This is a genomic window from Tateyamaria omphalii (assembly GCF_019802125.1).
GTDB classification, from domain to species: domain Bacteria; phylum Pseudomonadota; class Alphaproteobacteria; order Rhodobacterales; family Rhodobacteraceae; genus Tateyamaria; species Tateyamaria omphalii_B.
On the sequence record NZ_JAHVHT010000001.1, the window covers coordinates 379,641 to 403,065 of the forward strand.

Annotated in this window: 16 protein-coding genes; 6 read left to right on the forward strand and 10 right to left on the reverse strand. The window is 62.9% G+C overall.

The genetic code is table 11. The features are described from left to right. Positions 1-43: 43 nt before the first annotated feature. Positions 44-1,258 carry an MFS transporter gene (locus KUV51_RS01925; protein WP_222519932.1) on the forward strand — a complete coding sequence of 405 codons (1,215 nt, stop codon included), beginning with the start codon at positions 44-46 and terminating at the stop codon, positions 1,256-1,258. 129 nt (positions 1,259-1,387) lie between these two features. On the opposite strand, the gene KUV51_RS01930 is transcribed toward KUV51_RS01925, so the two are convergent. Then, on the reverse strand, positions 1,388-3,097 hold the full coding sequence (locus KUV51_RS01930) for an ABC transporter ATP-binding protein (protein ID WP_222519933.1): 1,710 nt from the start codon (positions 3,095-3,097) through the stop codon (positions 1,388-1,390). A gap of 170 nt (positions 3,098-3,267) precedes the next feature. Between KUV51_RS01930 and KUV51_RS01935 the strand changes: the two genes are divergently transcribed. Together KUV51_RS01935 and KUV51_RS01940 are read left to right on the forward strand one after the other, a co-directional pair. Then, positions 3,268-3,483, forward strand: a complete 216-nt coding sequence (locus tag KUV51_RS01935) for a hypothetical protein (protein ID WP_222519934.1) — start codon at positions 3,268-3,270, stop codon at positions 3,481-3,483. Positions 3,484-3,499: 16 nt separating this feature from the next. Further along, positions 3,500-3,694: a hypothetical protein gene (locus KUV51_RS01940; protein WP_222519935.1), complete on the forward strand. Its 195-nt coding sequence runs from the start codon at positions 3,500-3,502 to the stop codon at positions 3,692-3,694. Here KUV51_RS01940 and KUV51_RS01945 read toward each other — a convergent pair. Both KUV51_RS01945 and KUV51_RS01950 read right to left on the reverse strand, forming a co-directional pair. After that, the gene (locus KUV51_RS01945) at positions 3,687-4,640 is read right to left on the reverse strand and encodes an ABC transporter permease (RefSeq protein ID WP_222519936.1); all 954 of its coding nucleotides are present in this window, start codon (positions 4,638-4,640) and stop codon (positions 3,687-3,689) included. The genes KUV51_RS01940 and KUV51_RS01945 overlap by 8 nt on opposite strands. Before the next feature lies 1 nt (position 4,641). Then, entirely contained in the window at positions 4,642-5,622 is a 981-nt protein-coding gene (locus KUV51_RS01950; protein WP_222521204.1) for an ABC transporter permease, read from the reverse strand. Between the two features lie 145 nt (positions 5,623-5,767). On the opposite strand from KUV51_RS01950, the gene KUV51_RS01955 reads away from it, so the two are divergent. After that, on the forward strand, positions 5,768-7,549 hold the full coding sequence (locus tag KUV51_RS01955; protein WP_261385607.1) for an OmpA family protein: 1,782 nt from the start codon (positions 5,768-5,770) through the stop codon (positions 7,547-7,549). A gap of 39 nt (positions 7,550-7,588) precedes the next feature. On the opposite strand, the gene KUV51_RS01960 is transcribed toward KUV51_RS01955, so the two are convergent. After that, positions 7,589-9,151: an ABC transporter substrate-binding protein gene (locus KUV51_RS01960; RefSeq protein ID WP_222519937.1), complete on the reverse strand. Its 1,563-nt coding sequence runs from the start codon at positions 9,149-9,151 to the stop codon at positions 7,589-7,591. A gap of 455 nt (positions 9,152-9,606) precedes the next feature. Between KUV51_RS01960 and KUV51_RS01965 the strand changes: the two genes are divergently transcribed. Beyond that, the gene (locus KUV51_RS01965) at positions 9,607-10,965 is read left to right on the forward strand and encodes a hypothetical protein (RefSeq protein ID WP_222519938.1); all 1,359 of its coding nucleotides are present in this window, start codon (positions 9,607-9,609) and stop codon (positions 10,963-10,965) included. Between the two features lie 143 nt (positions 10,966-11,108). On the opposite strand, the gene KUV51_RS01970 is transcribed toward KUV51_RS01965, so the two are convergent. From KUV51_RS01970 to KUV51_RS01980, 3 genes are all read right to left on the reverse strand, one after another. Next, the gene (locus KUV51_RS01970; protein ID WP_222519939.1) at positions 11,109-12,686 is read right to left on the reverse strand and encodes an ABC transporter substrate-binding protein; all 1,578 of its coding nucleotides are present in this window, start codon (positions 12,684-12,686) and stop codon (positions 11,109-11,111) included. A gap of 123 nt (positions 12,687-12,809) precedes the next feature. Continuing rightward, complete coding sequence (locus KUV51_RS01975; RefSeq protein ID WP_222519940.1) at positions 12,810-15,953, reverse strand: efflux RND transporter permease subunit; 3,144 nt, start codon at positions 15,951-15,953, stop codon at positions 12,810-12,812. Beyond that, positions 15,953-17,119, reverse strand: a complete 1,167-nt coding sequence (locus KUV51_RS01980; RefSeq protein WP_222519941.1) for an efflux RND transporter periplasmic adaptor subunit — start codon at positions 17,117-17,119, stop codon at positions 15,953-15,955. Before KUV51_RS01980 ends, KUV51_RS01975 begins: the two co-directional genes overlap by 1 nt. A 96-nt stretch (positions 17,120-17,215) precedes the next feature. Between KUV51_RS01980 and KUV51_RS01985 the strand changes: the two genes are divergently transcribed. After that, a complete protein-coding gene (locus tag KUV51_RS01985; protein ID WP_222519942.1) occupies positions 17,216-17,827 on the forward strand; it encodes a TetR/AcrR family transcriptional regulator in 612 nt (203 codons plus the stop codon). Here KUV51_RS01985 and KUV51_RS01990 read toward each other — a convergent pair. From KUV51_RS01990 to KUV51_RS02000, 3 genes are all read right to left on the reverse strand, one after another. Further along, entirely contained in the window at positions 17,824-18,837 is a 1,014-nt protein-coding gene (locus KUV51_RS01990) for an AbrB family transcriptional regulator (RefSeq protein WP_222519943.1), read from the reverse strand. The two genes, KUV51_RS01985 and KUV51_RS01990, sit on opposite strands and share 4 nt — an antisense overlap. Further along, on the reverse strand, positions 18,834-19,469 hold the full coding sequence (locus KUV51_RS01995; protein ID WP_222519944.1) for a GntR family transcriptional regulator: 636 nt from the start codon (positions 19,467-19,469) through the stop codon (positions 18,834-18,836). Before KUV51_RS01995 ends, KUV51_RS01990 begins: the two co-directional genes overlap by 4 nt. Before the next feature lie 61 nt (positions 19,470-19,530). Then, the gene (locus KUV51_RS02000; RefSeq protein WP_222519945.1) at positions 19,531-23,421 is read right to left on the reverse strand and encodes a translocation/assembly module TamB domain-containing protein; all 3,891 of its coding nucleotides are present in this window, start codon (positions 23,419-23,421) and stop codon (positions 19,531-19,533) included. Between the last annotated feature and the right edge of the window lie 4 nt (positions 23,422-23,425).

Here is a 23,425-nt window from a genome sequence, read left to right on the forward strand (position 1 = left end):
GCCCGCTGTGCCGCCCCGTTTTGAGCAATTGGAAGGTCGCGTCATGGCTGTGACTGCCCGGATGACGGGGCTTGCCCCCGAGTTGGCCGAGAAAGCGCCGGAGGATCGGCGGATGGTGATCCGCCGCTCGACGATGATCGCACTTATTGCGTTTCTTACGTTGATCGATCTGTTTGGGGCGCAGGCCTTGCTGCCCACGCTGGTCGAGACCTATGGCGTGTCGCCGGCGGCGATGGGATTTGCGGTCAACGCTTCGACCATCGGGATGGCGCTGGCGTCGCTGCTTGTGGCCGTCTTTGCCCGCCGCATTGATCGGAAAAGGGGTATCTGGATCTGTCTGGCGCTGTTGAGCGTGCCCACCACGCTCTTGGCTTTTGCCGATGATCTGACGACCTTCACCCTGCTGAGGGTCGTGCAGGGCATGTTCATGTCCGCGGCCTTTACCCTGACGCTGACCTATCTGAGCGAGGAGTGTTCGCTGACCGCCGTCGGTGGTGCGATGGCGGCCTATATCACCGGCAATGTGGCGTCGAACCTGTTCGGGCGGCTGATGGCGTCGGAGATTGCGGGGACGGTTGGCCTGGCCGAAAGCTTTTATGGTTTTGCGGCGTTGAACCTGATCGGAGCGCTGATCGCCTATTTCTATATCGGGGCGCGGGACAAGCGTGATGCGGTCGCCGAAGGCGGCGCATCGGTGATCGATGCCTGGGCCGGGCATCTGAAGAATGCGCGGCTGGTGGCGATGGTGGGTGTCGGGTTCATTTTGCTTTTCGTGTTCGTTTCGACCTTTACCTACGCAAATTTCGTGCTGGCACAGGCGCCCTTTGCCCTGCCGCAGGAGATGATTGGTGTAGTATATTTCGTCTTTGCCCCGGCCATTCTGACGACGCCGTTGGCGGCGGCCTCTGTCGCGCGTTTTGGACCGCGGATGAGTTTTCACGGGGCGATGGCGGTGTCACTGCTGGGGCTCTTGCTGTTGTTGGTACCCGTGTTGGCCATCTTCCTGACCGGGTTGGCGCTGGTTGGAGCGGGGTTGTTTTTTGCCCAGTCCGTGGCAACGGGCTATGTCGGGCGGACTGCGCGCAGCGATCCGGCGGCGGCCAATGGGCTGTATCTGGCGAGCTACTATCTGGGCGGGATTGTCGGTGCTTTTGTCATCGGGCAGCTTTTCGTGGCGGAGGGCTGGGCCGCGTCTGTCCTGGTGCTTGTGGGGTTGAGCGCTTTGGCCTGGGCACTGTCGCTGAAGATGGAGCGGTGATCCAAAGGACGCCTTGCGGGTTTCTACATTGCAGGCGCGCCTACGGCGCGACGCGATCCATTTTTGCTGACGAGGGGGCTGTCTGCCCCCTCGAGCTCCCCCGATCGTATTTTTCATCAGAAGAAGGGTTTAAGCGTTTTCGAGGCCTTCGGTGGAGAGCCCTTCGAGTTTGGGCATGAGGCGCAGGAGTTCCTTGGTGTAGTCGGCCTGCGGGTTCGCGAAGAGTGTTTCGGTGTCGGTGACTTCGACCATTCTGCCCTGCCGCATGACGCCGACGCGGTCACACATCTGGCGGACGACGGGCAGGTCGTGACTGATGAACAGCGTGGTGAGGCCGAGATGTTCCTGCAAGTCCTTGAGGATGTTGAGCACCTGCGCCTGGATCGAGACGTCGAGGGCGGAGGTGGGTTCATCGCAGATCAGGAAGCGCGGTTGTGTGGCCAGCGCGCGGGCGATGGAGATGCGTTGGCGCTGGCCACCGGAAAATTCGTGGGGGTATTTGCGACCCGCTTCGGCGCCGAGGCCGACGCGGTCGAGCAGTTCGTCGACACGGTCCTGGACGGCGGTGCCTTCGAGCAGTTTGTGGTGCAGGACGGGCTCGGCCACGATGGCGTCCACGCGCATACGCGGGTTGAGCGACGAAAACGGGTCCTGAAAGATCATCTGGATCTGGCGGCGGTAGGCATCGCGTTCGGCCCGCGAGCCCAATTGCGTGATGTCGGTGCCGTCGAAGTAGATGTGCCCGCCGTCGGTTTGGTAGAGCGTGGCGATCATGCGGGCGACGGTGGATTTGCCGGAGCCGCTTTCGCCAACGAGGCCGAACACTTCACCCTCGCGGATGTCGAAACTGACCTTGTCCACGGCGGTGAACATCTTGCGCCACGCGGGGATGATGGAGCTGCGCTGGACGAACTCCTTGGTGATGCTGTCCACCTGCACCAGCGTGCCGGTTTTGGATTTGGGTGGGGTGGGCCAGTTGCGCGCGAGGTCTTCGATCGCAAAGCGGGTGGAGCGGCCGCCATAGGAGAGTTGCGGGAAGCGGTGGACCTTGAGCGTGGCGCGGGGGACAGCGGCGATGAGCGATTTGGTGTATTCGTGCGCCGGGGCGCCCATGACCTGTTCGGTGGTGCCCGACTCAACGACTTCGCCCTGGTACATGACGGTGACGCGGTCGGTGGTGTCGGCGATCACGCCCATGTCGTGGGTGATGAGGATGACGCCGACCTGGCGCTCGCGGGCAAGCTCCTTGATGAGGTCCAGGATCTGGGCCTGGATCGACACGTCGAGTGCGGTGGTGGGCTCGTCCGCGATGATAACATCCGGCTCTGAGCAGAGGGCGAGGGCGATGACCACGCGTTGCCGCATGCCGCCCGAGAACTGGTGGGGGTATTGTTTGACCCGTTCTGCCGGGTCGGGAATGCCGACGCGGTCGAGCAGGTCGACGGCGCGGGCCTTGGCCGCCTTGTCGCCGAGTTTGAGGTGCGCTTCGATGGTTTCGGTCAGTTGGTCCTCGACCGTGAGCAGCGGGTTGAGAGACGTGAGCGGGTCCTGGAAGATCATCGAGATCTTGGCGCCCCGCAGTGCGCGCATGGCCGAAGCGTCACGGCCCGAGATCGTGTCGCCCTGGAAGCTGACGGTCCCGCCCGCGATATGTCCCGGCGGGTCGATCAGGCCCATGACGGCGGCGCCTATGGTGGACTTGCCAGCGCCGGATTCGCCCACAAGCCCGTGGATTTCACCGGGGGCTACCGTGAGGTCGGCGCCGTTGACGGCGACGAAGGTGCCCTTGCGGGTCGGGTAGTGGACCGAGAGGTCGGAGATATCGAGGAGGGAGGTCATTTGTGGATGCTCTCCTTGCGGGCATTTGCCCAGGAAATGGGCGTTATTTCGCGTTCGCAGCATTTTTGCTGCGCTGCGGCATCATTTTGATAGGTCATGGACGGGCGCCGTGCCAGCGTAGGGAAAAAGGACCACAGGGAGGACAACCGCGCACAGCGAGGAGACCGCCCATGTGCCTGCCGACCGAGGCCCTTGCGGCCTTTCTGAACATCCTGGGGATGGCGTTTGTCACGGGCGACGCCCATGTGATCACGGTTCACGCCACGTCTGGGGACGTGCAGTGGCACTACGTGGTCAACGAATGGTGCACGGGTGCGCCACATGCCACGCCAGCGTCTTTCCTTGCGCAGATTGATCCCGAGTACGGCACCGAAACGGGCCGCTGAGACAGGAGTATGTGAGATGTGTTTGACAGCCCAGTCGTTCGGGTTGCTTCTGAGCCTTGTGTCCATGAACAACCTGACCGTCGAGGAGGGCCGTGTGGTGGTGCATTTGCCGGATGGTGATGTGCATTGGCTGGCCGTGGGGGCCGAGTGGTGCACGGGCGCCGGGGCGGGCGAATTCGCCTTTGATGTGGAACCGGTGCGCGTCATCTGAGCCTCGGGTTCAGTGCATCCCGCAACCAATCCCCCAGCAGGTTGACGCTGAGCGCGAGCGCCAAGAGCGTGCAGGCGGGGAAGAAGAGGATCCACCATTCGCCGGAGAAGAGGAACCCCTGGCCGATGCGGATAAGCGTGCCCAGCGACGGTTGCGTGGGTGGGGCTCCGACGCCGAGGAAGGAGAGTGTTGCTTCGGCGATGATGGCGAGGGCGAGCGAGATCGTGGCGATGACCAGCACGGGGCTCAGCACGTTGGGCAGAATGTGGCGGACCATGATGGCGGGGCCGCTGCGACCGATCAGGCGGGCGGCCTGGACGTATTCCTTGCTCTTTTCCACCAAAGTCGCACCACGGACGACGCGGGCGAATTGGACCCAGTCGGACAGGCCGATGGCGATGATCAGCACCCAGATGGCCATCTGGTCGCGGTATTCGACGGGGGTCACGCCCTTGGCGATGCCGAAGATCAGCATGGCGACGAGGATGCTGGGGAAGGTCAACTGCACGTCGGCGATGCGCATGATGATCGTCTCGGTCCAGCCGCCGACGTAACCTGCGACGAGACCCAGTGTGATGCCGAGGACCATGGCGAAAAGGACGGCGGCGACGCCGACAAAGAGCGAGATACGCATGCCGTAGAGGATGGTGGAGAAGACATCGCGCCCTTGGTCGTCGGTGCCCAGCCAGAAGGTGTCACCAGTGAAAGCGTTGGGCTCCATCGGTTTGGAAAAGCCGTTCATCAGGTTCAGCGAGGCCGGGTCGAACGGGTTGTAAGGGGCGATGAGCGGGGCGAAGACCGCGCCGAGGATCAGCAGGAGTGCGACGGCAAAGCTGATGATGGCGACGGGTGAGCGCTTGAACTGGTAGTAGAAGTCGCTGTCGGCCCAGCGTTGCAGCCGGGTGGGTGCCTTTGTTGTCGTCGGGGTTTGGGTGGCGTCGGTCATTTTAGTGTCCTCCCGCCCGGTCAACGCGCAGGCGCGGGTCGATGGCAAAGTAGAGCAGGTCCACGATCAGGTTGATGCCCACGAACATGACGGAAATCAGCATCAGATAGGCAGCCATAACAGGGATATCGACGAACTGGATCGCGTTGATAAAGAGCAGGCCCACGCCCGGCCATTGGAACACCGTTTCTGTGATGATGGCGAAGGCGATGATGCTGCCCAATTGCAGGCCGGTGACCGTGATCACCGGCACGAGGGTGTTCTTGAGCGCGTGGCGGAAGTTGATGGCGCGTTCCTTGAGCCCACGGGCGCGGGCGAAGCGGATGTAGTCTTGGCGCAAGACCTCAAGCATCTCGGAACGGACGAGCCGCATGATGAGCGTCATCTGATATAGGCCGAGCGTGATCGCGGGCAGGATCAGGGCCTTGAGCCCGCTTTCGGTGAGGAACCCGGTGGTCCAGTTCCCTATCCTCACGGTCTCGCCCCGCCCGAAACTGGGCAGCCAGCCCAACTCGACCGAGAATAGGTAGATCAGCAGGATGCCGATCAGGAAGGTGGGCAGGGACACGCCGATGAGAGAGGCGGACATGATCACGTTAGCCCATAAGCCGTTTCGTCGGATGGCCGTGAAGACGCCAAGGGCGATACCAAGGGCGATGGCGAGAAAACCTGAAACAGCGGCCAGTTCCAGGGTAGCAGGCGCGCGTTCCAGCAGGATGTCTGCCACCGGGCGGCCCTGGCGGTAGCTGACGCCGAAATTGCCCTGCACGGCCCCTTCGAGGAAGCGGTAGTATTGCACGACGAAGGGCTGATCGAGGCCAAGCTGCGCGCGGAGGCGCTCGACATCCTCGATGGTGCGTTCCTGTCCCAGCATGTTGTCGATGGGGTCGCCCACGAAGCGGAACATGGAGAAGGCGACGAGGCCTACGACCAGAAGAACGAGAAAGGATTGCGCAACGCGCTGGATGATGAAGGAGAGCATCAAGGACCCTGAGTTCGGATGATCCATCGGTTATCCGTGCAGGCATGAGCGGGGTCAAGCCGATAGCAGTGGCGCCCGCGTGCAGCGTATGGAACCCGCTTGCGGGGCACCGGGTTGATTGGGCGGACAGCACAGGAGGACTAAGATGCTTTCCCGATTGATGCAGACGGTGTCCATCACCGCCCTTATGCTTGGTACGCCCCCGGTTTTTGCGCAGGACGCAGCAGCCTGTGCCGAAGGTGAAACGCAGGTTATCACGGACGGTGTGGCGTCTTGCGTGCCCACGGTTGAGGGCGACGCAGGCGTTGCTGTGGATGGAGAGGCGGGTGCGGATGCGCCCACCGACGAGACCGCAGAAACACCCGCTGAGGAGGCACCTGCGGATGGTGTTGCAGATGCCCCGGTCGAGGAAGCGCCTGCTGAAGAAATGACCGAAACGCCTGCGGAGGAAGCGCCGACGGAAGACGTCGTGGAGACGCCAGCCGAAGACGTGCCTGCCGATGACGTTGCGGAAACGCCCGCTGAGGAGGCTCCGGCCGAGGCGGCGCCGACGGAAGATGTGGTCGAGACCCCGTCTGAGGAAGCGCCGGCTGAGGACGCGGCAGAGACACCTGCCGAAGAGGCGCCGACGGAAGAGACTGCTGAAACGCCGGCTGAAGAAGCACCCGCCGAAGGTGTGGCGGAAACCCCTGCGGAAGAGGCGCCGACCGAGGAGGTTGTGGAAACGCCTGCTGAAGAGGCTCCGGCCGAGGAGGTTGTCGAGACGCCTGCCGAAGAGGCTCCGGCCGAAGAGGTTGTCGAGACGCCTGCCGAAGAGGCGACCGCCGAGGGTGACACGGAAACGGCAGAAGCTGAGCCCGAAGTTGTGCAGGATGACACAGCCGATACGACCGCTGCGGCCAACGCGCAGGTTGAAACCGAAGCTGCCGCCGCGCCTGTCACCACCGAGGCGGGCGAAGGTGCAGAGGTCGAGACGGTCACTGAGGAGAGCGCGCGGTCTTCGGACGAGGAGTTTTCCCGTGCGGAGGCGGTGACAGAAGACGATGACGGTCTGTCGAAGCTTGAGAAGTTTGCGCTCGGTGCCTTGGGTGTCGCTGCTGTCGCTACCATTCTGAACCAGGATGATGACGTGGTTGTGGCCTCGGACGACCGGGTTGTGCTGCAGGACGGGCAGGGCGGCTACCGCGTGCTCAAGAACGATGACGAGTTGCTGCGCCGCCCCGGCGCGCGCGTGACGACCGAGCAGTTCGATGACGGATCGACCCGCACCATCGTCAATCGGGAGGACGGCTCGCGCGTGGTGACGATCCGCTCTGCGTCGGGTCAGACCTTGATGCGCACGCGCATTCTGCCCGACGGGCGCGAGGTCATGCTGTTCGATGATACACAGACCGTTCAGCCCGTGGATGTGGCGACGCTGCCCACGACCGAGGTGCGTCCTGCCCTGCGTGCGTCCGATAATGGTGAGTTGCGGGCGGCCCTTGCCGCCTTGGAGAACCCGACTGACCGGACCTATTCACTGCAGCAGGTGCGTCAGATCCGGGCTGTACGGAACCTCGTGCCCGAGATCGACGTGGAGGCGGTGAATTTCGAGAGCGGTTCAGCCGTGATCCAGCCGGAAGAGGCGCGTGACCTGGCCGAGATCGGGCAGTTGATTGCCGATGAGATTGCCGTTGATCCGGGGGCCGTGTTCCTGATCGAAGGGCATACCGATGCTGTGGGTGGCGCGGCCATGAACCTTGCCCTGTCGGACCGCCGCGCGGAATCGACTGCACTTGCGTTGACGGAGTATTTTGCCATTCCGCCGGAGAATTTGGTCGTGCAGGGCTATGGTGAGGCGAATTTGAAAGTGCGCACCAACGCAGCCGAGCGCATCAACCGCCGGGTGGCGGTGCGCAAGATCACACCGTTGCTGCGCGGTCAGTGATCCGGGAAGGCGGGCGGGGGAGACCCCGCCCGTTTTCGTTCAGTTGATCGTGACCCAGCGCAGGATGAAGAAGTTGTCCGGGCGTTGGGTCAGCTCGATATTGGCCTTGGCACCCCAGACGAGCGGTTGGACGTACATCGGCACGTAAGCCACTTCGTCCTGGAGGATGCCCGTGACCTCGTCGAGCATGGCCTGCCGCTTGGTGTCGTCAATCTCGGACTGGATCATGGGCAGGAGTTCATCGACGCGGGCGTTCGAGAAGCCGCCGAAGTTCCAGCTGCCCAGCTTCTTTTTCTCGTTCGGGGTTGAGGCGAGGAAGCGGATCGGGTGTTCGGCGTCGAATGTGCCGGGGGACCAGCCCAGCAGGTACATGTCGTAATTGTCGGCGCGCAGTTCGGGCCAGTAGTTCTGGACCGGCATAGTGTCGAGCACGGCGGTGATGCCCACTTGCGCCAACATGCCCGTGACGGCCTGACAGACGGCTTCGTCGTTCAGGTAGCGGTCGTTGGGGCATTTGAGGCCGAAGGAGAAGCCGTTTTCATAGCCTGCTTCGGCCAGTAGCGCCTTTGCTTGCTCCGGGTCGTAGGCCGGGCGGTCGGCGAGGGCTGCCGAATAGCCGCGCATGGCCGGGCTGACGAGCTGGCTGGCAGGTTCGGCGTTGCCGCGCATGATGGTTTGCAGGATGGCGGGCACGTTGATGGCGTGGGCCACGGCCTGCCGCACTCGGGCGTCGGCGAAGGGGTTGGTGTCTGATGTTTCACTGGAATACTTCAGCGCGTCCGCCTCATGCGGGAAGCCGAGCATGATGACGCGCGCCTCGATCCCCTGGATGACCTGCACGTTGCCTGCGGCGGCGAGGCGCTGCGCGTCCTGGATCGGGACGGGGTTGATCATGTCGACGTCGCCGGACAGGAGCGCCGCGACGGCGGTGGCGGGGTTCTGGATTGGTGTCAGTTCGGCGCGGGTGATGTTGTGTTCTGCGGTGTCCCACCAATCGGCATTCGGTTCCAGAACTGTCCGCAGGCCCGGCTCGCGGGCCGTGACCTTGAAGGCACCCGTCCCGTTCGTGTTCAGCGTAGCGTAGTTGCCGCTTTCCTTGTCGGGCAGTGTGGTATTGTTCGCCTCTGCCCAGCCGCTGTCCATCATCATCCAGTTGGCGATGCTGTCAGGGAAGATCGGGTTCGGGGCCGTAGTCATGATGTCGACGGTGTAGTCGTCGACCTTGATGACCTCCGACACCGGGGCGAACCAGCTGCGAGTGTCGGAGGCTTCATCGCTGGCGCGCTGGTAGGAGAAGATGACGTCGTCAGCGTTGAACTCCGCCCCGTCGTGGAAAGTGACGCCCTGGCGCAGCGTGAATCGCCAGCCTTCGCCCGCACCGATGGGTTCCCATGCGGTGGCAAGGGCCGGTTCGATGGTCATGTCCTTGCCGCGGCGGACGAGGCCTTCGTAGACGTTGTTGAGAAAGCCCAAGACGGCCGCGGAGTTGACCGCGTGCGGGTCCATGGTCTGCGGGTCGGTGGTTTCCGCCCAGTTGAACTCTTCGGCGAAGACCGGGGGCGCGGCGAGCGCGAGAGCAAGGGGGAGAGTGTAGCGAAACATGGGCATCCTTTCTTGGGGCACGAGACGGGCCTGTATGAAGGAGTAGACCCGAGCGAGGTGCAAAAGAGAAGGGTGTCTTCTTTTGTCGATGTTGAGGAAGGCCTGCTTTGAGCCAAAAGTGTCGTCTTGCTGCTACCGGCGATAGGCCAAATGGGATGGCCCAAAGCAGCTGCCGGTCAGTATCTCGCCTCACTACAGCGCAGCCCGCCACAGTCGCTGGTTGCGGCTCTTGCTCGAAAAAATCCTGCGGCGCTTATTCCCCAAGCAGATACGGGACCGCGCACTGCCCGTCGTCTTTCCTGAGAGCTCGCGCCAAAGGCTGCGGGGCCTGTGTGTCTCTCGCGCCAGACACGAATTCTCGATTTTTCTTTGAACCGTTCGCTGCACTCTCACGACCCATGAGTAATCCGGCCTGCTGGTCGATCCGCAAACACCAACGCACGAGGCTTACGGACATGACAGAGATACCAAAAGTTACGATCCATGGCACAGGCAAGTCTGGCGACTTGTTCGCGCCGTTCACTCCGCACCAATCCCGCATGAAAAATGCACTGATAGATTGGCCACAAGATCCCGCCACGCCAGTTGGCTCGCAACGGTTTGCACTGGCTATCGAGCAAGCCAGGCACACCATGTCGATGGCACCATGGCTGCAGTACAGTGCCAATCCCGAATTGGAACAAGCAGCCGCCGAACGACAGCTCAAGCATCAAATAGCCGCCGCTCTTGATCAGGGGTTTGTCCTGCACGACCCGTCTTTCCCCGAGTTTTCCCGGCTTGATAAGCACAATCAATTTGGGCTGGTGAACCCTGACAATCTGTACTTCCTGGCCAGTATCGAAACGCCCGGAACCTATCTGATCCACGGCAAACGTGGAACGAGCGCCGATCTACAAATCCAGGTTGGCGCAGGCGATCCGGGTTTCAACGAAGATCTGACAAGCCCGATTCCCGTCAGCGAAATGGACCGGGGCGACTTGTCGGTCAAACGGAACGGCGAGTTTACAATCCTTATCAGTGACACCGAGCCGTGCGACCTGAAGACCGGTGAAAACTGGCTGTGCAACACGAAATCCACTCCGAAAGGAAAGCTGTGCGCAAACAGTATCCTGATCAGGGAAAGCCTGATGGACTGGGACACGGAAACGGGCGGCACATGGCGTATCGAACGCCTGGACACTGTCGGGAAACCGAACCCGCTGCCCACTCCGGAGCTTGTGGACCTGCAATACGACCGGGCGGCGCGTTATTTGACCGGCTCCGTCAGAGGCTGGATCAAATTCGTCGAGCAACTCAGGGTCACTTTACCTGCAAATCATATCAGCCCGACGCGCAAAACCGGGCAGGGCCTGCCGGGGCAATTCAACTCTGCCGGTCATTTCCAGATGCGTGAAGACACGGCCATCCTCATTACAGTGGACGCATCTGATGCAAGGTATCAGGGCATTCAACTTGGCGATCTGTGGTTCAACGCCCTTGATTTTCGTCGCCGGCAAACGAGCCTGACGACCAAACAGGCGTATCAGAGTAAGGACGGCAAGTATCGCTTTGTGATCAGCGCGAAAGACCCCGGCTTTGAGAACTGGCTGGACCCGGCCGGCGCCTCGACAGCTTTTGTTTTCATGCGCTGGCAAGGCATTCCGCACCGCCCCGGAGAAGAACCAAAAGCACCAAACAATCCTGAAAGGGAGATTCTGACGTTTGACCAGCTCGGGGAAAGGCTGAAATGCGAACCTGATTTTACGCCGGAGCAACGACAAGCCCAACTCGCCGCACGACACGCGAGTGCAATGAAAATTCCACGAGGCTTCTGATGATCCGGACGCTGCTGTTCAAGTGCCAGCATTATAATTGGGATGGGCCATTCATGGACAGTCGGTAGCGTCCGCAAAGCCCCGCACAGCAGACAAAAAAAGGCGGCACCTCTGGCGCCGCCTTTTCTCATTCATCTCAACGCTTAGTTGACGCTGAAGTACTTCACCTTGGGCTGGTCTTCTGGATCCACCTCGATCCCCATGCCGTCGGCCATGCCCCAGTTCAGCACCTGGTGGTGGATGGGGATGTAGAGCGCTTCGTCCTGCACGACCCGCCAGATGGCTGCGATGTCGGCGTTGCGTGCTTCGAGATCGGTGTTGGAGGCCAGCGATTTGATCTTGGCGTCCAGCTCGTCATTGTCGAAGCCTGTGCCGTTCCAGGTGCCGACGTCCGACTCTCGTCCGTGGACGAGGAAGTTGAAGACATATTCCGAGTCGTAGGTCGGAACGCCCCAGCCGAGCATGTAGAAGTCGGTCTTGCCGTCGGTGATCAGCGGGAAGTGCTGTGCCTTGGGCTTGGCATCGAGGTTCACGGTGATGCCAATCTGGCCGAGCATACCCACGGCGGCCTGACAGATCGCTTCGTCGTTGATGTAGCGGTCGTTCGGGCAGTCGAGGCGGATCGAGAAGCCGTCTTCATACCCGGCCTCGGCCAGCAGCGCCTTGGCCGCGTCGAGGTCGGTCGAGGACTCGGCGTCCATTTCAGCCGTCCAGCCGTTGACGAAGGGCGGGGCGATCATGCCCGCCGGTTCGGACTGGCCGCGCATCACCACCTGGCGGATGGCGTCGCGGTTGATGGCCTTGGACATCGCCTGGCGCACACGCACATCCGCGAGCGGGTTGGCCCCGTCGACGTTGTCGGCTTCGATGTCATCGGCGCCCTGGTTCATGCCGAAGAAGATCACACGGTTTTGCGGGGCTTGCTTGACCGTCAGACCATCGGCGGATTCAACGCGCTGCAGATCCTGAACGGGCATGTCCTGCAGGAAGTTGATCTCACCCGACAGGATGGCAGCAACACGGGTCGCGGCGTTCTGGATCGGGGTGTAGACGATCTCGGTCACTTCGAGCGGGAACTGGTCGATGCCCCAGTAATTTTCGTTCTTGGTCATCACCGTTTTGACGTCAGGCTCGCGGCTTTGCAGAACATACGGTCCCGTACCATTGGCGTTCGTTGTGGCGTAGGTGATCTCGCCGCCTTCGAAGTCCTGCACGTTCACGGTGTTGTTCGCCTCGGTCCAGCCTTTGTCCATGATGAACAGGTTGGTGAGGTTCGAGGGCAGGATCGGGTTCGGGCCATCGGTGACCATTTCGATCGTGTAGTCATCGACCGCACGCACTTCGGTGATCGAGCCGATCAGCTCTTTCATGTCCGAATTGGGCTGCATGGCGCGTTCGAAGCTGAACACGACGTCTTCTGCCGTGAACTCTTCGCCGCCGTGGAAGGTGACGCCTTCGCGTAGCTTGAAGACCCAGACATTCGGGTCGTCCGCCTTGGGCGCCCACTCGGTTGCCAGTGCGGGCTCGAACGCGCCGGTCACGTCGCGGATGATGAGCGGTTCGTACATCTGGTGACGAATCGTGTGGGTCGGTCCTTCGTTCTGCGAATGCGGATCGAGGGTCAGGGCGTCGCCTGCGCGGGCCCATTTCAGCGTTTCCGCGCTCACCAGTGCTGTGCTGGACAGCAGCAGGGCGGCGGACAGGAATGATGTGAGTTTCATGGAAATCTCCCCGTGTTTGTTTTCTAGCCCTGAGTGTTGGTCACTCGGGCAGGATTGGCAAGCAGGTAGGAGATGGGATGGCCCGGCTATTGCAGAACCATCCGATTTTTTGTGCGCCGCTGCCTACTCTGCCGCCTGGCTGAACGGCGGGTGCAGAACAAAAGGTGCGTCCTTGGCCTTGTCCTGTAGGGCGGGTGTGTCGGATGACCGGCGCACGCGGTGGATCAAGGCAAAGACCGGCGGTGTGAAGTAGAAGCTGACCACTGTTGAGAGCAGGACACCACCAGCCACCGACATGGCGAAGGGGGGCCAGAACCCGCCGCCTGCGAGGATCAGGGGGAGAAAGCCCCCGAAGGTCGTGATTGTGGTCGAGACGATGTGGCGGCTTGAGCCCATGACGACGTCCACCATGGCGCTCTTGTCGCCGCTGGCAGCCAGGTCGTCTTCTTGAAGACCGGTCAGGATGATGATGGCCGCGTTGATCGATACACCGATGGAACCGATCACACCAATGATCGCGTTGATACCGAACGGGTACTGGAAAATCGCAAGTGCCAACAGGCTGAGACCGGCCGAGAGGCCCGAGACGACCAGAACCACTGCCGTCAGTCGGAAGCTGTTGAAGGTGAGTGCGATGGCGGCAATGGACAGCGTCACGATCAGACCGAGTGATGCGAGCAAGTCGCTGAGCGTGTCGGCGCGCGCGTCGCTGTCGCCGCCCAGTTCGAGCCGCATGCCAGCGGGCACGGCGAAACCGTTGGCCTCAAGTGCTGCCTGCACGTCGACCAACGCTTCCTCGGGCAGCACGTCGCGCAGGATGAATGCCTGCACCGTGTTCACCCTTTCCCCGTTGCGCCGCGTGATGCTGCTGGCCGCTGGTTCCAATTTGATAGTCGAGACGGCAGAGAGCGGCAGCGCGGGCCAGCGCCCTTGAGCCGAAAGCTGCGCCGCGTCGGGGCGGAGGATGGGCAGGTCGCGGATGGCTTGCATCGATCCGCGCGTCGTGTCGCCCAGACGGACCCGGATGGGCAATTCCTCGTCCCCTTCGACCATGGAGCCACCTGTGACGCCTTCGAGCCCGGCCTGTAGCTGGCCCGCGATCTGGCGCAGGTCGAGGCCAAGGAGTTGCGCTTGGGCTTCGTTTACTGTCACGACCGCCTTGGGGGCGCCGCTGCCGATGGTGCCGCGGGTGACCAGAACGCTGTCCACGCCGGACATGATGCGCCGCACCTCGTCGCCCGTTTCGCGCAGGCCTGCGAGGTCGGAGCCGACAAGGCGGATTTCGACAGGTGCGTTCACCGGTGGGCCTTGAACCAGACCACGAACCAGGATTTCGGCCTCGGGCGCCGTCAGCGACAGGGTCGCTTGCAGGTCGCGCAGTATCTCTTCGGTTGCTTCCGGCGATTGGGTGGTCAGCAGTGCCTGCGCGTGGCCCGGTGCGTTTTCGCGCGCGCCGACGATGTTGTAGTAGAAGGCTGGCGCGGAGCGGCCGACCGTCCACATCACCTGCTCGATGCGATCATCTGTTAGTAGCCGGTCGTTCAGCCGGGCGACCACCTCTTGAGTGTCCGTGATGCCTGCGCCGGGCGCGAGGTCTACCTCGATATAGAACTGGTCGCGGTCCACGCCGGGGAAGAATTGTGCCGTGAGTGTTGGCATGGACAGGAAACCGGTAACGGGCAGAACCAGGGCCAGAGCGATGGAGCGAACCGGGTTGTTCACGGACCAGCGCAGCGACGCGGCAAAGGCGCGGCTTATGGCGCGGCCTTTGATCCCGCCTCGGGTGCCGTCCGCAGGCAGCAGGTGCCCTGCAATGGCCGGTGTCAGGGTAATTGCCACGATGAACGACCAGCCGAGCATGATGACGACGGCGATGGCGATGGAGCCGACGAAGTCGCCTGCCGGGCCCGGCAGCAGGATCAGTGGCGTGAAAGACAGCGCCGTCGTGATGGTCGAAGCCAGAAGCGGGGCAAAGAGCCGCTTGACCGACTGGCCCGCCGCTTTCAGGCGGCTTATGCCCTTTTCGAGCCGTTGGCCGACCTCATCCGTCATGACTATACCTGCATCGACCAGCAGCCCAAGGGCCACGATCAGCCCTGTGACGCTCATCTGGTGGATGGCGAGGCCGATGAAATTCATCGTGAAGAGCGTCGCCAGTGTGACCACAGGCAGGATCAGTGCCACAATCATGGCGGAGCGCAATCCAAGCGTCAGCAGCAGCACGCCGACCACAAGTCCGACCCCGATGGCCATGTTCAGCCCCACTTCCTGCAGGCGCTGTGCGGTGTAGCCGGATTGGTCAAATGTCAGGTCAAGCGAGACGCCGAGCGGAACGGTGGACTGATAGCTCTGGATTTCCTCGCGCACGAACGCGGCCCATTTGTCGACCTGCAGCCCGCTTTCCAGCTTGGCGCCCAGCAGCACAGCAGGTTTGCCGTTATAGATGGCGAGGTCTGCTTCGGGCATCTTCGGTCCGCGCGTGATTTCGGCAACCTGGGACAGATAGGTAACGGCGCCCGTGTCCGACCGCCGCACGACGATCTCGCCCAGCCGGTCAAGCGCCCGAACCTCACCCGCGACCGAGATCAGTAGGTCCGACCCTGCAGGACGCACCCGTCCCGCAGGGCCCTTGGCATCGGCCTGGGCAATGGCTTGGGAGATATCGCTTGCCGTGAGGCCGAGGGCGGCGGTGGCCACAGGGTCGAGCGTGACCAGCACCTCATCCTCGGGCGCGCCGAACAACTCGACAAGTTCGGTGCCGGGGATGTTGCGGAGGTCCTGGGCCAGATCGCGTGCGTAGCGGCCCAGGATTGTTGTGGGCGTGCCCGGTTCCGCAGAGAAGGCTGCGATGGTGGCAAAGGCGCTGCCGCCTTCGGTGTCGAACTCGGGCTCTTGCGCGTCGGCTGGCAGCGTGGGTGACAGCTCGGCCAGATCATCGCGGATCTCGGCCCAGACCTGTTCGATCCGGGCATCGGGCACGGTCACGCCCAGTTCGACCGACACGATGGAGATGCCGGTGGAGGACGTGCTTTGGATCACGTCGACTTCGGACACTTCTCGCAAGGCATCTTCGATCGGTTGGGTGACGAGCGCCTCGACCCGTGCAGGATCAGCGCCGGGGACCACTGTTGTGACGGTGCCGAAAAGGTTGGTGATTGTCGGGTCTTCTTGCCGGCCGATGGCCAGCAGGGATGACAGGCCGGCGGCGATGATGACCAGCAGCGCGAGGGCCACGAGGCGGGGCTGGCGGAAGGTGAGGGTCTCCATCAGTTCCCTCCGGTCACGCGGACCTGATCACCGGGAACCAGCCTGTGCGTGCCATCGGGCACGATCATCGCGTCCCCCTGCAATGTGCCACGGACAAAGGCGGTGTCGCCCTCGACCTGCAGCACTTCCACGGCGGCCGCTTGAGCGGAGTACAGATCATCCTCTTCCGCTTGCAGGACCGTGACCGTCCACAAACCGCGAACCCCGTTGCGCAGAGCGCGCAGGGGCACGGCATATCCGGCCTGCTCCAGCTGACCCTGCAACGTCAATGTGCCGGAGGAGAGGTAGACGGGGTCGGTCGTCTCGATCTCGAAAAGGGCGGTGCGGGTGCGTGTCTGGGCATCTAGGTCTGCCCGGAAGCCTACGAATGTCGCGTCGTAACGGGTGCCGTCCAGCATGATGGTGGCGGTTTTTTCGCTGATTGTCGCGGCCAGCTTTGGGTCGATCCCCACGCGAAAGAGCGGCGCGCTGTCTTCGCGAATGTCGAGCACTGGCGCGCCGACGGACAGAATCGCGCCCGGATCCACGTGGCGGACGCCGACGAGGCCATCGAAGGGGGCCAGCAATTCGGTTTGGCTGAGCTGCACCTCCACCTGCGTGATGGCAGCGTCCACTTCTGCGATCTGGGCTTGCAGGGCGGCGAGGTTGAGTGCGGTGTTGTCTACCGCCTGGTCCGAGGCGAAACCACGGTTGCGCAGCTCTTTTTGCCGGTCGGTGGTGCGGCGCGACAGCTCGGCTTGTGCATCGAGCGCATCGCGTGACGCCATCAGCCGCGCGCGTTCAGCCATCAGAATGCGGGTGTCGAGCCGGGCGAGAACTTGCCCGGCTTCGACGCGGTCGCCTTCGTCCACGTCAAGGACGTTCAGGCGACCGCTCTGCTCGAACCCCAGCGATACGGTCTGTGCTGCCTCGACCTGCCCGTGGAACGCGCGGGTGACGGTCATGGCGTTGCTTGGGCTGACCCGCATGGCAGCCACCGTGGTGATGGGGGCGGGCGGCGGCGCATCAACGGCGGCGGCGCGGGTGGCGAGCGTGGCGCTGCCGATCCAGACCGCGCCTGCCGCCATCGCGACAACGGACGCGGTGCCGGTGAGGGTCACGGCCCGGCGCAAGGCGCGCTTCCAAAGGGGCGGTTTCGGTGTATCCTTGACGCGGTCGTTGGGCATTGTATCCGTCCTTGACAGAAAGTAAGGGGTGCTTACTTGTGTTTCGAGACATATGTAATAGCCACTTACTTTGGCAAGGGAACAAGGCAAAAAAAGTTGGAGCAGACCGGAAATACGCGCGCCCGCACCCAGTATCACCATGGGGATCTGCGCGCGCATCTTATTGAAACTGTGCGCATTTTGGTCGAAGAGAAAGGCGCAGATGGTTTTTCGATTTCCGAGGCTGCGCGGCGTGCCGGTGTCAGCTCTGCCGCGCCTTACAAGCACTTCAGTGACCGGGCGGAGATCGTGCGCGAGGTGGCCTTGGCAGGAATCGACCGGATGCGCGACCACATGGACGCGGCAGCCAAAGAGGCGTCAGGCGACCCTTTGGCACCGATCACGGCGCTTGGATTGTGCTATGCCGAATTCGCCCGCACCGAACCCGGCGTGTTTCGGCTGATGTTTGGCCTGACCAAGGGGCACGAACGTGATGACGAGATGCGGGCGCGCGGCGATGGGTGCCTGGCCGTCGTCAAGCGCGAGGTGCGCGCGGCCATGCCCGAGGGCACACCGGATGCAGAGATCGAGCGGCGCAGTCTGATGCTGCACATGTTCGTCCATGGCCATGCGTTTCTGGAAATCGACGGCAAGCATGAGCTGGATCTGACGGCCGAACAGGAGGCTGCGATCATGGCGGACATCTCGCACCGGGTGCTGCGCGACTAGCGAAACAATCGCGCGAACAGTGGCGCGCCCAGGATCACCACGAAGATGCGCAATACATGGTGCGCGATGACAAAGGCGACATCGGCCCCGACGATCAGCGCAAGCACGGTGAGTTCAGCCTGCCCACCGGGTGCGAAGGCGAGGAGTGTTTCCATGCCCGGGGCGAGGCCTGCGGTGTAGACCCCTTCGACGAAGATGACCGTCAGAACGATCAGTATGATGCAAAAGCCGAGCCCGGCGGCCAGATCGCGCCGGATCTCGGCCATGGTGATGCCGGTGTACTTTACGCCCACAGTCATCCCGATAAAGAACTGCGCGGCCCAGATTGCCTCCGCCGGTGGGCGGTTTTGCAGAAGACCGGCAAGGGCAAGTGCTGCCGCGATAATCAGGGGGCCAAGGATAGAGGCGCCGAACATGCCGATGGCCTTGGCCCCGCGCCAACCGATGAGTGCTGCCGCAACCATCAGTGCCAGTTGGTCGAAGCCGAGCGACACGGCAGGCACGCCGGGCGGGTTGCTGAGGTCGGCGTTCCAGACGCCTTGAAGGATGAAGGGCAGGGCGACGACGATAACCATCACCCGCGTGGCGTGGATCAGGGACAGGCTGCGCGGGTTGCCCCCGGCTTCCTCTCCGAAAACCAGCATGTCCTGCAGTCCGCCGGGCATGGCGCTGTAGTAGCTGGTCGCAAAGTCAAAGCCCCAGAGCCTGCGGAAATAGGGCACACCGATCAGCCCGATCACAATCGTCATCACGGGGATGAGCATCAATGTGGGCCACATGCCCAGCATCGATGCCAGGAGTACGGGTGTGAACGTGGCGCCCACGGCAACGCCCAGAACGGTGCGCATCCCTTCGTTCAGTAGCCGGATGCTTTGCATCCGCACCCCGAGCAGCGCGCTGATCAGACAGGCAAAGATTGGACCCAGCAGCCATGGCAACGGCAGATCCAGCAAATGAAACAGGGCAACGCCTGCGGCAGCGATTGCAAAGGTCAGAGGGATCCGGATCACCGGGCCAGCGCCCGGAGCCTGTAGCGGAGCGAGGTTTGCAAATGTGCCTCCGCCGCTTCTCCCGCCGCGGCGGCGTCGCCTGCGGCGATGGCCTTGAGGATATCATCATGCTGTGCCGTGACCACATTGATCCGTTCCTGATCGGCGAGGGTGGTCGGCCCCATCAACATCAGCGCATTGTTCAACGCCCGCGCCGCATCCAGAAGGAAACGGTTGCGCGTGGCGAGGTAAATGCCCCGATGGAAGTCCTGGTTCAGCGCGGGCGCTTCTGCCGGCGCGCTTTTGGCAATGGCAGCGTTCAGGTCGCGTAGCGCGTCCACTTCCGCGGCGGCGGCGTGTTTGGCAGCCATCTCGGCTGCGGTGCGTTCCAGCACGATCCGCATTTCGTACAGCTCGACCAGTTCGGCGTGGCTGAGTTGGCGTATGACTGCGCCGAGCCGGGGACGGTGTTCGACGATGCCGTCCGCTTCCAGTCGCCGCAAGGCCTCTCGCACAGGAGTGCGGGACAGGTTCAGCCGGTCGGCCACATCCGTTTCGCGCAGTCGGTCGCCGGGTGCGAATTCACCAGTGCGGATGGCCTTCAGAAGCTGGGCATAGGCGGCTTCGCCTTGCGACATGTCTCGATCGGTCATACTGCGCCTTTCTATTGTATCCCGGTGGATACAGTATCGCGCACAAGATGAACAGTCCGGCCTAGTAGTCCCGTTCGATGAAGATGCCGATGCCCGTATTGCCATCTCCGCTGACCGAGCCACGGGCGGTGATATTCGGCGTCAGATCAATGTTCAGCGACACTTCGGGCCCGTCAGCACCGCCCACGGTCACATCGGTATAGACGTTTTCGGACAGGTAGCGCCCGGCGCGCACGGCGGTATTGCCTTCATCGTCTGACGCGACATCCAGGTCATCCAGTCCGAAAGAGCCGCGCAGTTGTGATACGATCCCTTCGCCGCCTGCGCCGGCAAGGCTGGCCACCGCACTGGCCAGCTGCAACGCCTGGAAAGCCGAAAGCTGGCTGATGTCGCGGCCAAATATGATCTGGGCCAGCACCTGGTCCTCAGGCGCCTCGGGTGTGGCTTCGAACCGGACATCGGGGTCGTCCGCTGGCCCGTCCACGATGATGCGCGCCGTGCCGGTCGAGGTATCGGTTTCCACGACAAACAGCAGGATCGGCTCGAAGCGACCTTGCAGGGTGATGCGGCCTTCATCCAGGGTGAAGCGCTGCGCAAGTATGCTGAGCCGTCCACGGATCAGGTCGAACTGCCCGGTTGAGATGATGTCGGCGGTCGTTCCGGACAGGCGTAGCTGGCCGCCGAGTTCCGCGTCCAGACCACGGCCCCGGATAAAGATGCGATTGGGTGCGTTGATTGTGAGGTCGAGCGGGTATGCCGCCCCTGTGCCGCTACCTGTGCTTTCGTCCTGCACCAGCCCGGCGCGGGCCTGGGTGCGCATAACGGGGCGGGTGGCGCCGATATGTGTGATGTCGGGGATCGCGCCAAAGCTGGCGATACCAGTCGATGGCACCTGAACGTTTGTCTCGCCCAGGTTCAGTTGCCCGGAAATGGCTGCGCCGCCGGTCAGAGGGCCGCTCAGATTGACTTGGCCATCGACAGTCGTGGAATAAAGTGTGGGATCCCGCAGCAAGACCGCGTTCAGCCCGACCGCCAGCTGTGCAGGATAGCTGCCATTCAGCGTGATGGGCCCGGAGATCGCGACCGACCCGCCCTCAGTGATGGCCGCCTTGAAGTCCAGAGCCGCCTGTCCACCGGACAGGCGGACGGTGCCCGAAAGATCGGAAATGGACACCGGTAGGTTGGGCGTGGCAACCCGAGCGCCCTGGGTCGTGATCTGACCCGAGACGGAGCTGAGCGCCGGTTGTCCGTTTACGGCCAGGTCAAAGCGTGCGGTGCCAAGGATTGTGCGTGGCGTAATGAACGGATTGACGAGGCCCAGTTGAAGCTGGCCCTGCGTGTTGATGTTCAACGTGCCGTCGGGCCGGATTTGGCCTGCAGCCTTGGCTGTCGTGCCGGAGGGCCCTGCGATCTGCGTGTCTATGTCAAAGGCGTCTCCGACCTGTTGCAGCGTGCCGTTGACCGACGCGCCGCCGTTCAAGCCGGGAACGAGCGGTGCGACGTTCGGCATGCTCAGCGCATAACGCGCGGCGGCTACCCCGTCGGTGAGCGAGGCCGACACCCGGCCTGTACTGCTGTAAGGACCTGCTACATCCGTCACGACGTCCCATCCGTCAGGCGTTTGGCTCAACGTGCCGTCGAGGTTCAGTGGTCCGCGCACGCCCGGTGCAATGGCCGCCACGTTCGGGATGGAAAGGTCGAAATCACTGACAAGCACGTCCTCGAACGTGCCCGAGAGTGTGCCGGTGCTGTCGTAGGGGCCGCTGAGATCTGTATCAAACGCCCAACCATCCGCGGTTTGGCGGATGTCCCCATTCAGTGCACCACCACCCGGCACGCCGGGGGCAAAAGCTGACAGGTTCGGCGCAGAGACGTCATAGCGGGCTGACAGCCGCCCGCCATCGAACAGGCCAGTCACCGCGGCTTCTGCCTCTGCAGGGCCGTCAATGTTTGTTTCGAATTGCCACGCGCCATTCCTTTGCGCGGCTGTCGCGGTCAGGCGCACAGGCTCGGTGATTTGAGGCACAAGCCGTTCAAGGTCCTCTACCACCGCGTCGAGGGAGATATCGCTCTGATCGTCGGAGATACGCGCGGTGCCGGTGGCCGACGTGTCAAGCGGTCCGGTCAGACCACCAGAAACATCCCAGATCCCGCCAGACTGTGTGGCGGTTCCATCAACGGTGATCGGTCCCTCGACCGCGTCGGTGATGAGGCCAACATCTGCAAGTGATGCGTTGAAGCGGGCGGTGGACGCCCCGGTGCTCAGATCGGCGGATGCGGTGAGGTTAAGCGCGCTGTTCTCCAGCGTCAGCCGGTCGAGGACAGTGCCGGTCGTGTCGCGCCGCGCCGCAACCACCAGATCGGTCCGCCCTTCCAACAGCGCGTCGGCTTGTTCGATGCCCAGTCCAAGATCGCGTGTTTGACCTGTGATCGTAACATCGAAAAAGCCACCCAAGGCGGCTGTCCCGGAAGCGGAAAGATCTCCTGCGCCGGACAGGTCCAGCCCGGCAAGCTCTGCAAAGGCTGACAGATCCCGGGTCGACAGAGACGTTTCAAACGACGTTTCCAACGCTTCATCAAAACCGTCCATTTCAACGGACCCACCGAGTGCCCATGCGGCTCCGGTCAGGGCAAGATCAGTCAGGCGCAGTGGTGCGTCATCTGCATAGGCGATGTTGAGCCCGCCACGCACTTCCTGTCCTACTGCGCGAGCCAGTCCGGTGTCCGAAAGCGCAATTCCGTTCGCCGAGAGGTTCAGACGACCGTCCAAGGCTCCAATGCTCCCCACCGCGCCAGTGAGCGTGCCATCAAAGAAGAGCGCCATGTCGTCGACTGCATTTCCATCTTGATCCAGTCCTGACGCCGTGATCCGTGCCTGCAGGGCGTCGCTTTGTCCGGCATCGAACGCGATGTCCAGTGCGGCTTCTGCCACGCGCGCACCACCGGCACCGGGGAGTGCTACAGCCGTTCCGTCGGGATCGCGCAGTCTCCCCTGGATATCCAGAAGCGTGGGCCAGCCATCGCTGTTCAGACCGACTTGACCCGCCAGTTGGATCGCGCGCGCCTCAAGCGCAAACGTATCGAGGGCAAGTGCGCCGTTTGCATCCGTGCTGCCCTGCGCCTCAAGCGCCACGTCGGTGCCAAAGAAGTCACGGTATTCCGGCAGCACCAGCGCCGAGATGTCGCCGTCAAGTGCTGCATCAAAAGCCATCGGCCCGCCCGCTTCGCTTTGAAGTGCCAGCGTGCCGGCCAGACGCGGTGTGTCGTCGGTGCGCAGATCAAGCGTTGCATCGAAATCGCTCAGCGCGCCTGAACCGTCGACAACCAGATCGACGCTGGGACGGTCAGGCAGGTTCAGAACACCGGAGACAAGTCCATTCTCTGCCTCGCTCAGTCCCAGATCCAGCGTCAGATCGCGGGTGTCATTGGCATAGGCCGCAGTGACATCGAAGCTGCCGCGCGGGCCGTCTGTGCGTGTGGCGTTGAGTGTTGCATTGCCTGCACCCCCTGCAAGCTCTGCCGCGCCGGAGACCGACAGAACCGCAGCCTCTCCCAATATGGGGGCGCCAAGGGAAACCGAGCCGAGCTCAAGCTGCGCGATTCGGACGGCAGCGGGCAGGTCGGGCAGTGAAAAGGGCGCTGCCTCGGGCGCGGGCAGGTCGCTGTCCTGGGCCACCGGCAGGCGTGGCAGGTCGATGCGCGCCGCGCGCAGTTCCTGAATGTCGATCGTGGCGCGGAACAGGGCGGAGCGGTTCCACTGCATCGCAACGTCTTCGAGCGTCAGCCAGATGCCCTCGCTGTCGGCGATGGTGATGCGTTCGATGGTGGCGCGGCTGCTGAGCGCCCCGGCAAAGCCGTCGATGCGAACGATGCGACCTTCACCGCCAAGGCTGCTTTCCAAGAGGCCGACGAGGAACCCGCGATCCTCGTCGTCCTGTGCCGTGCCAGCCATTGGC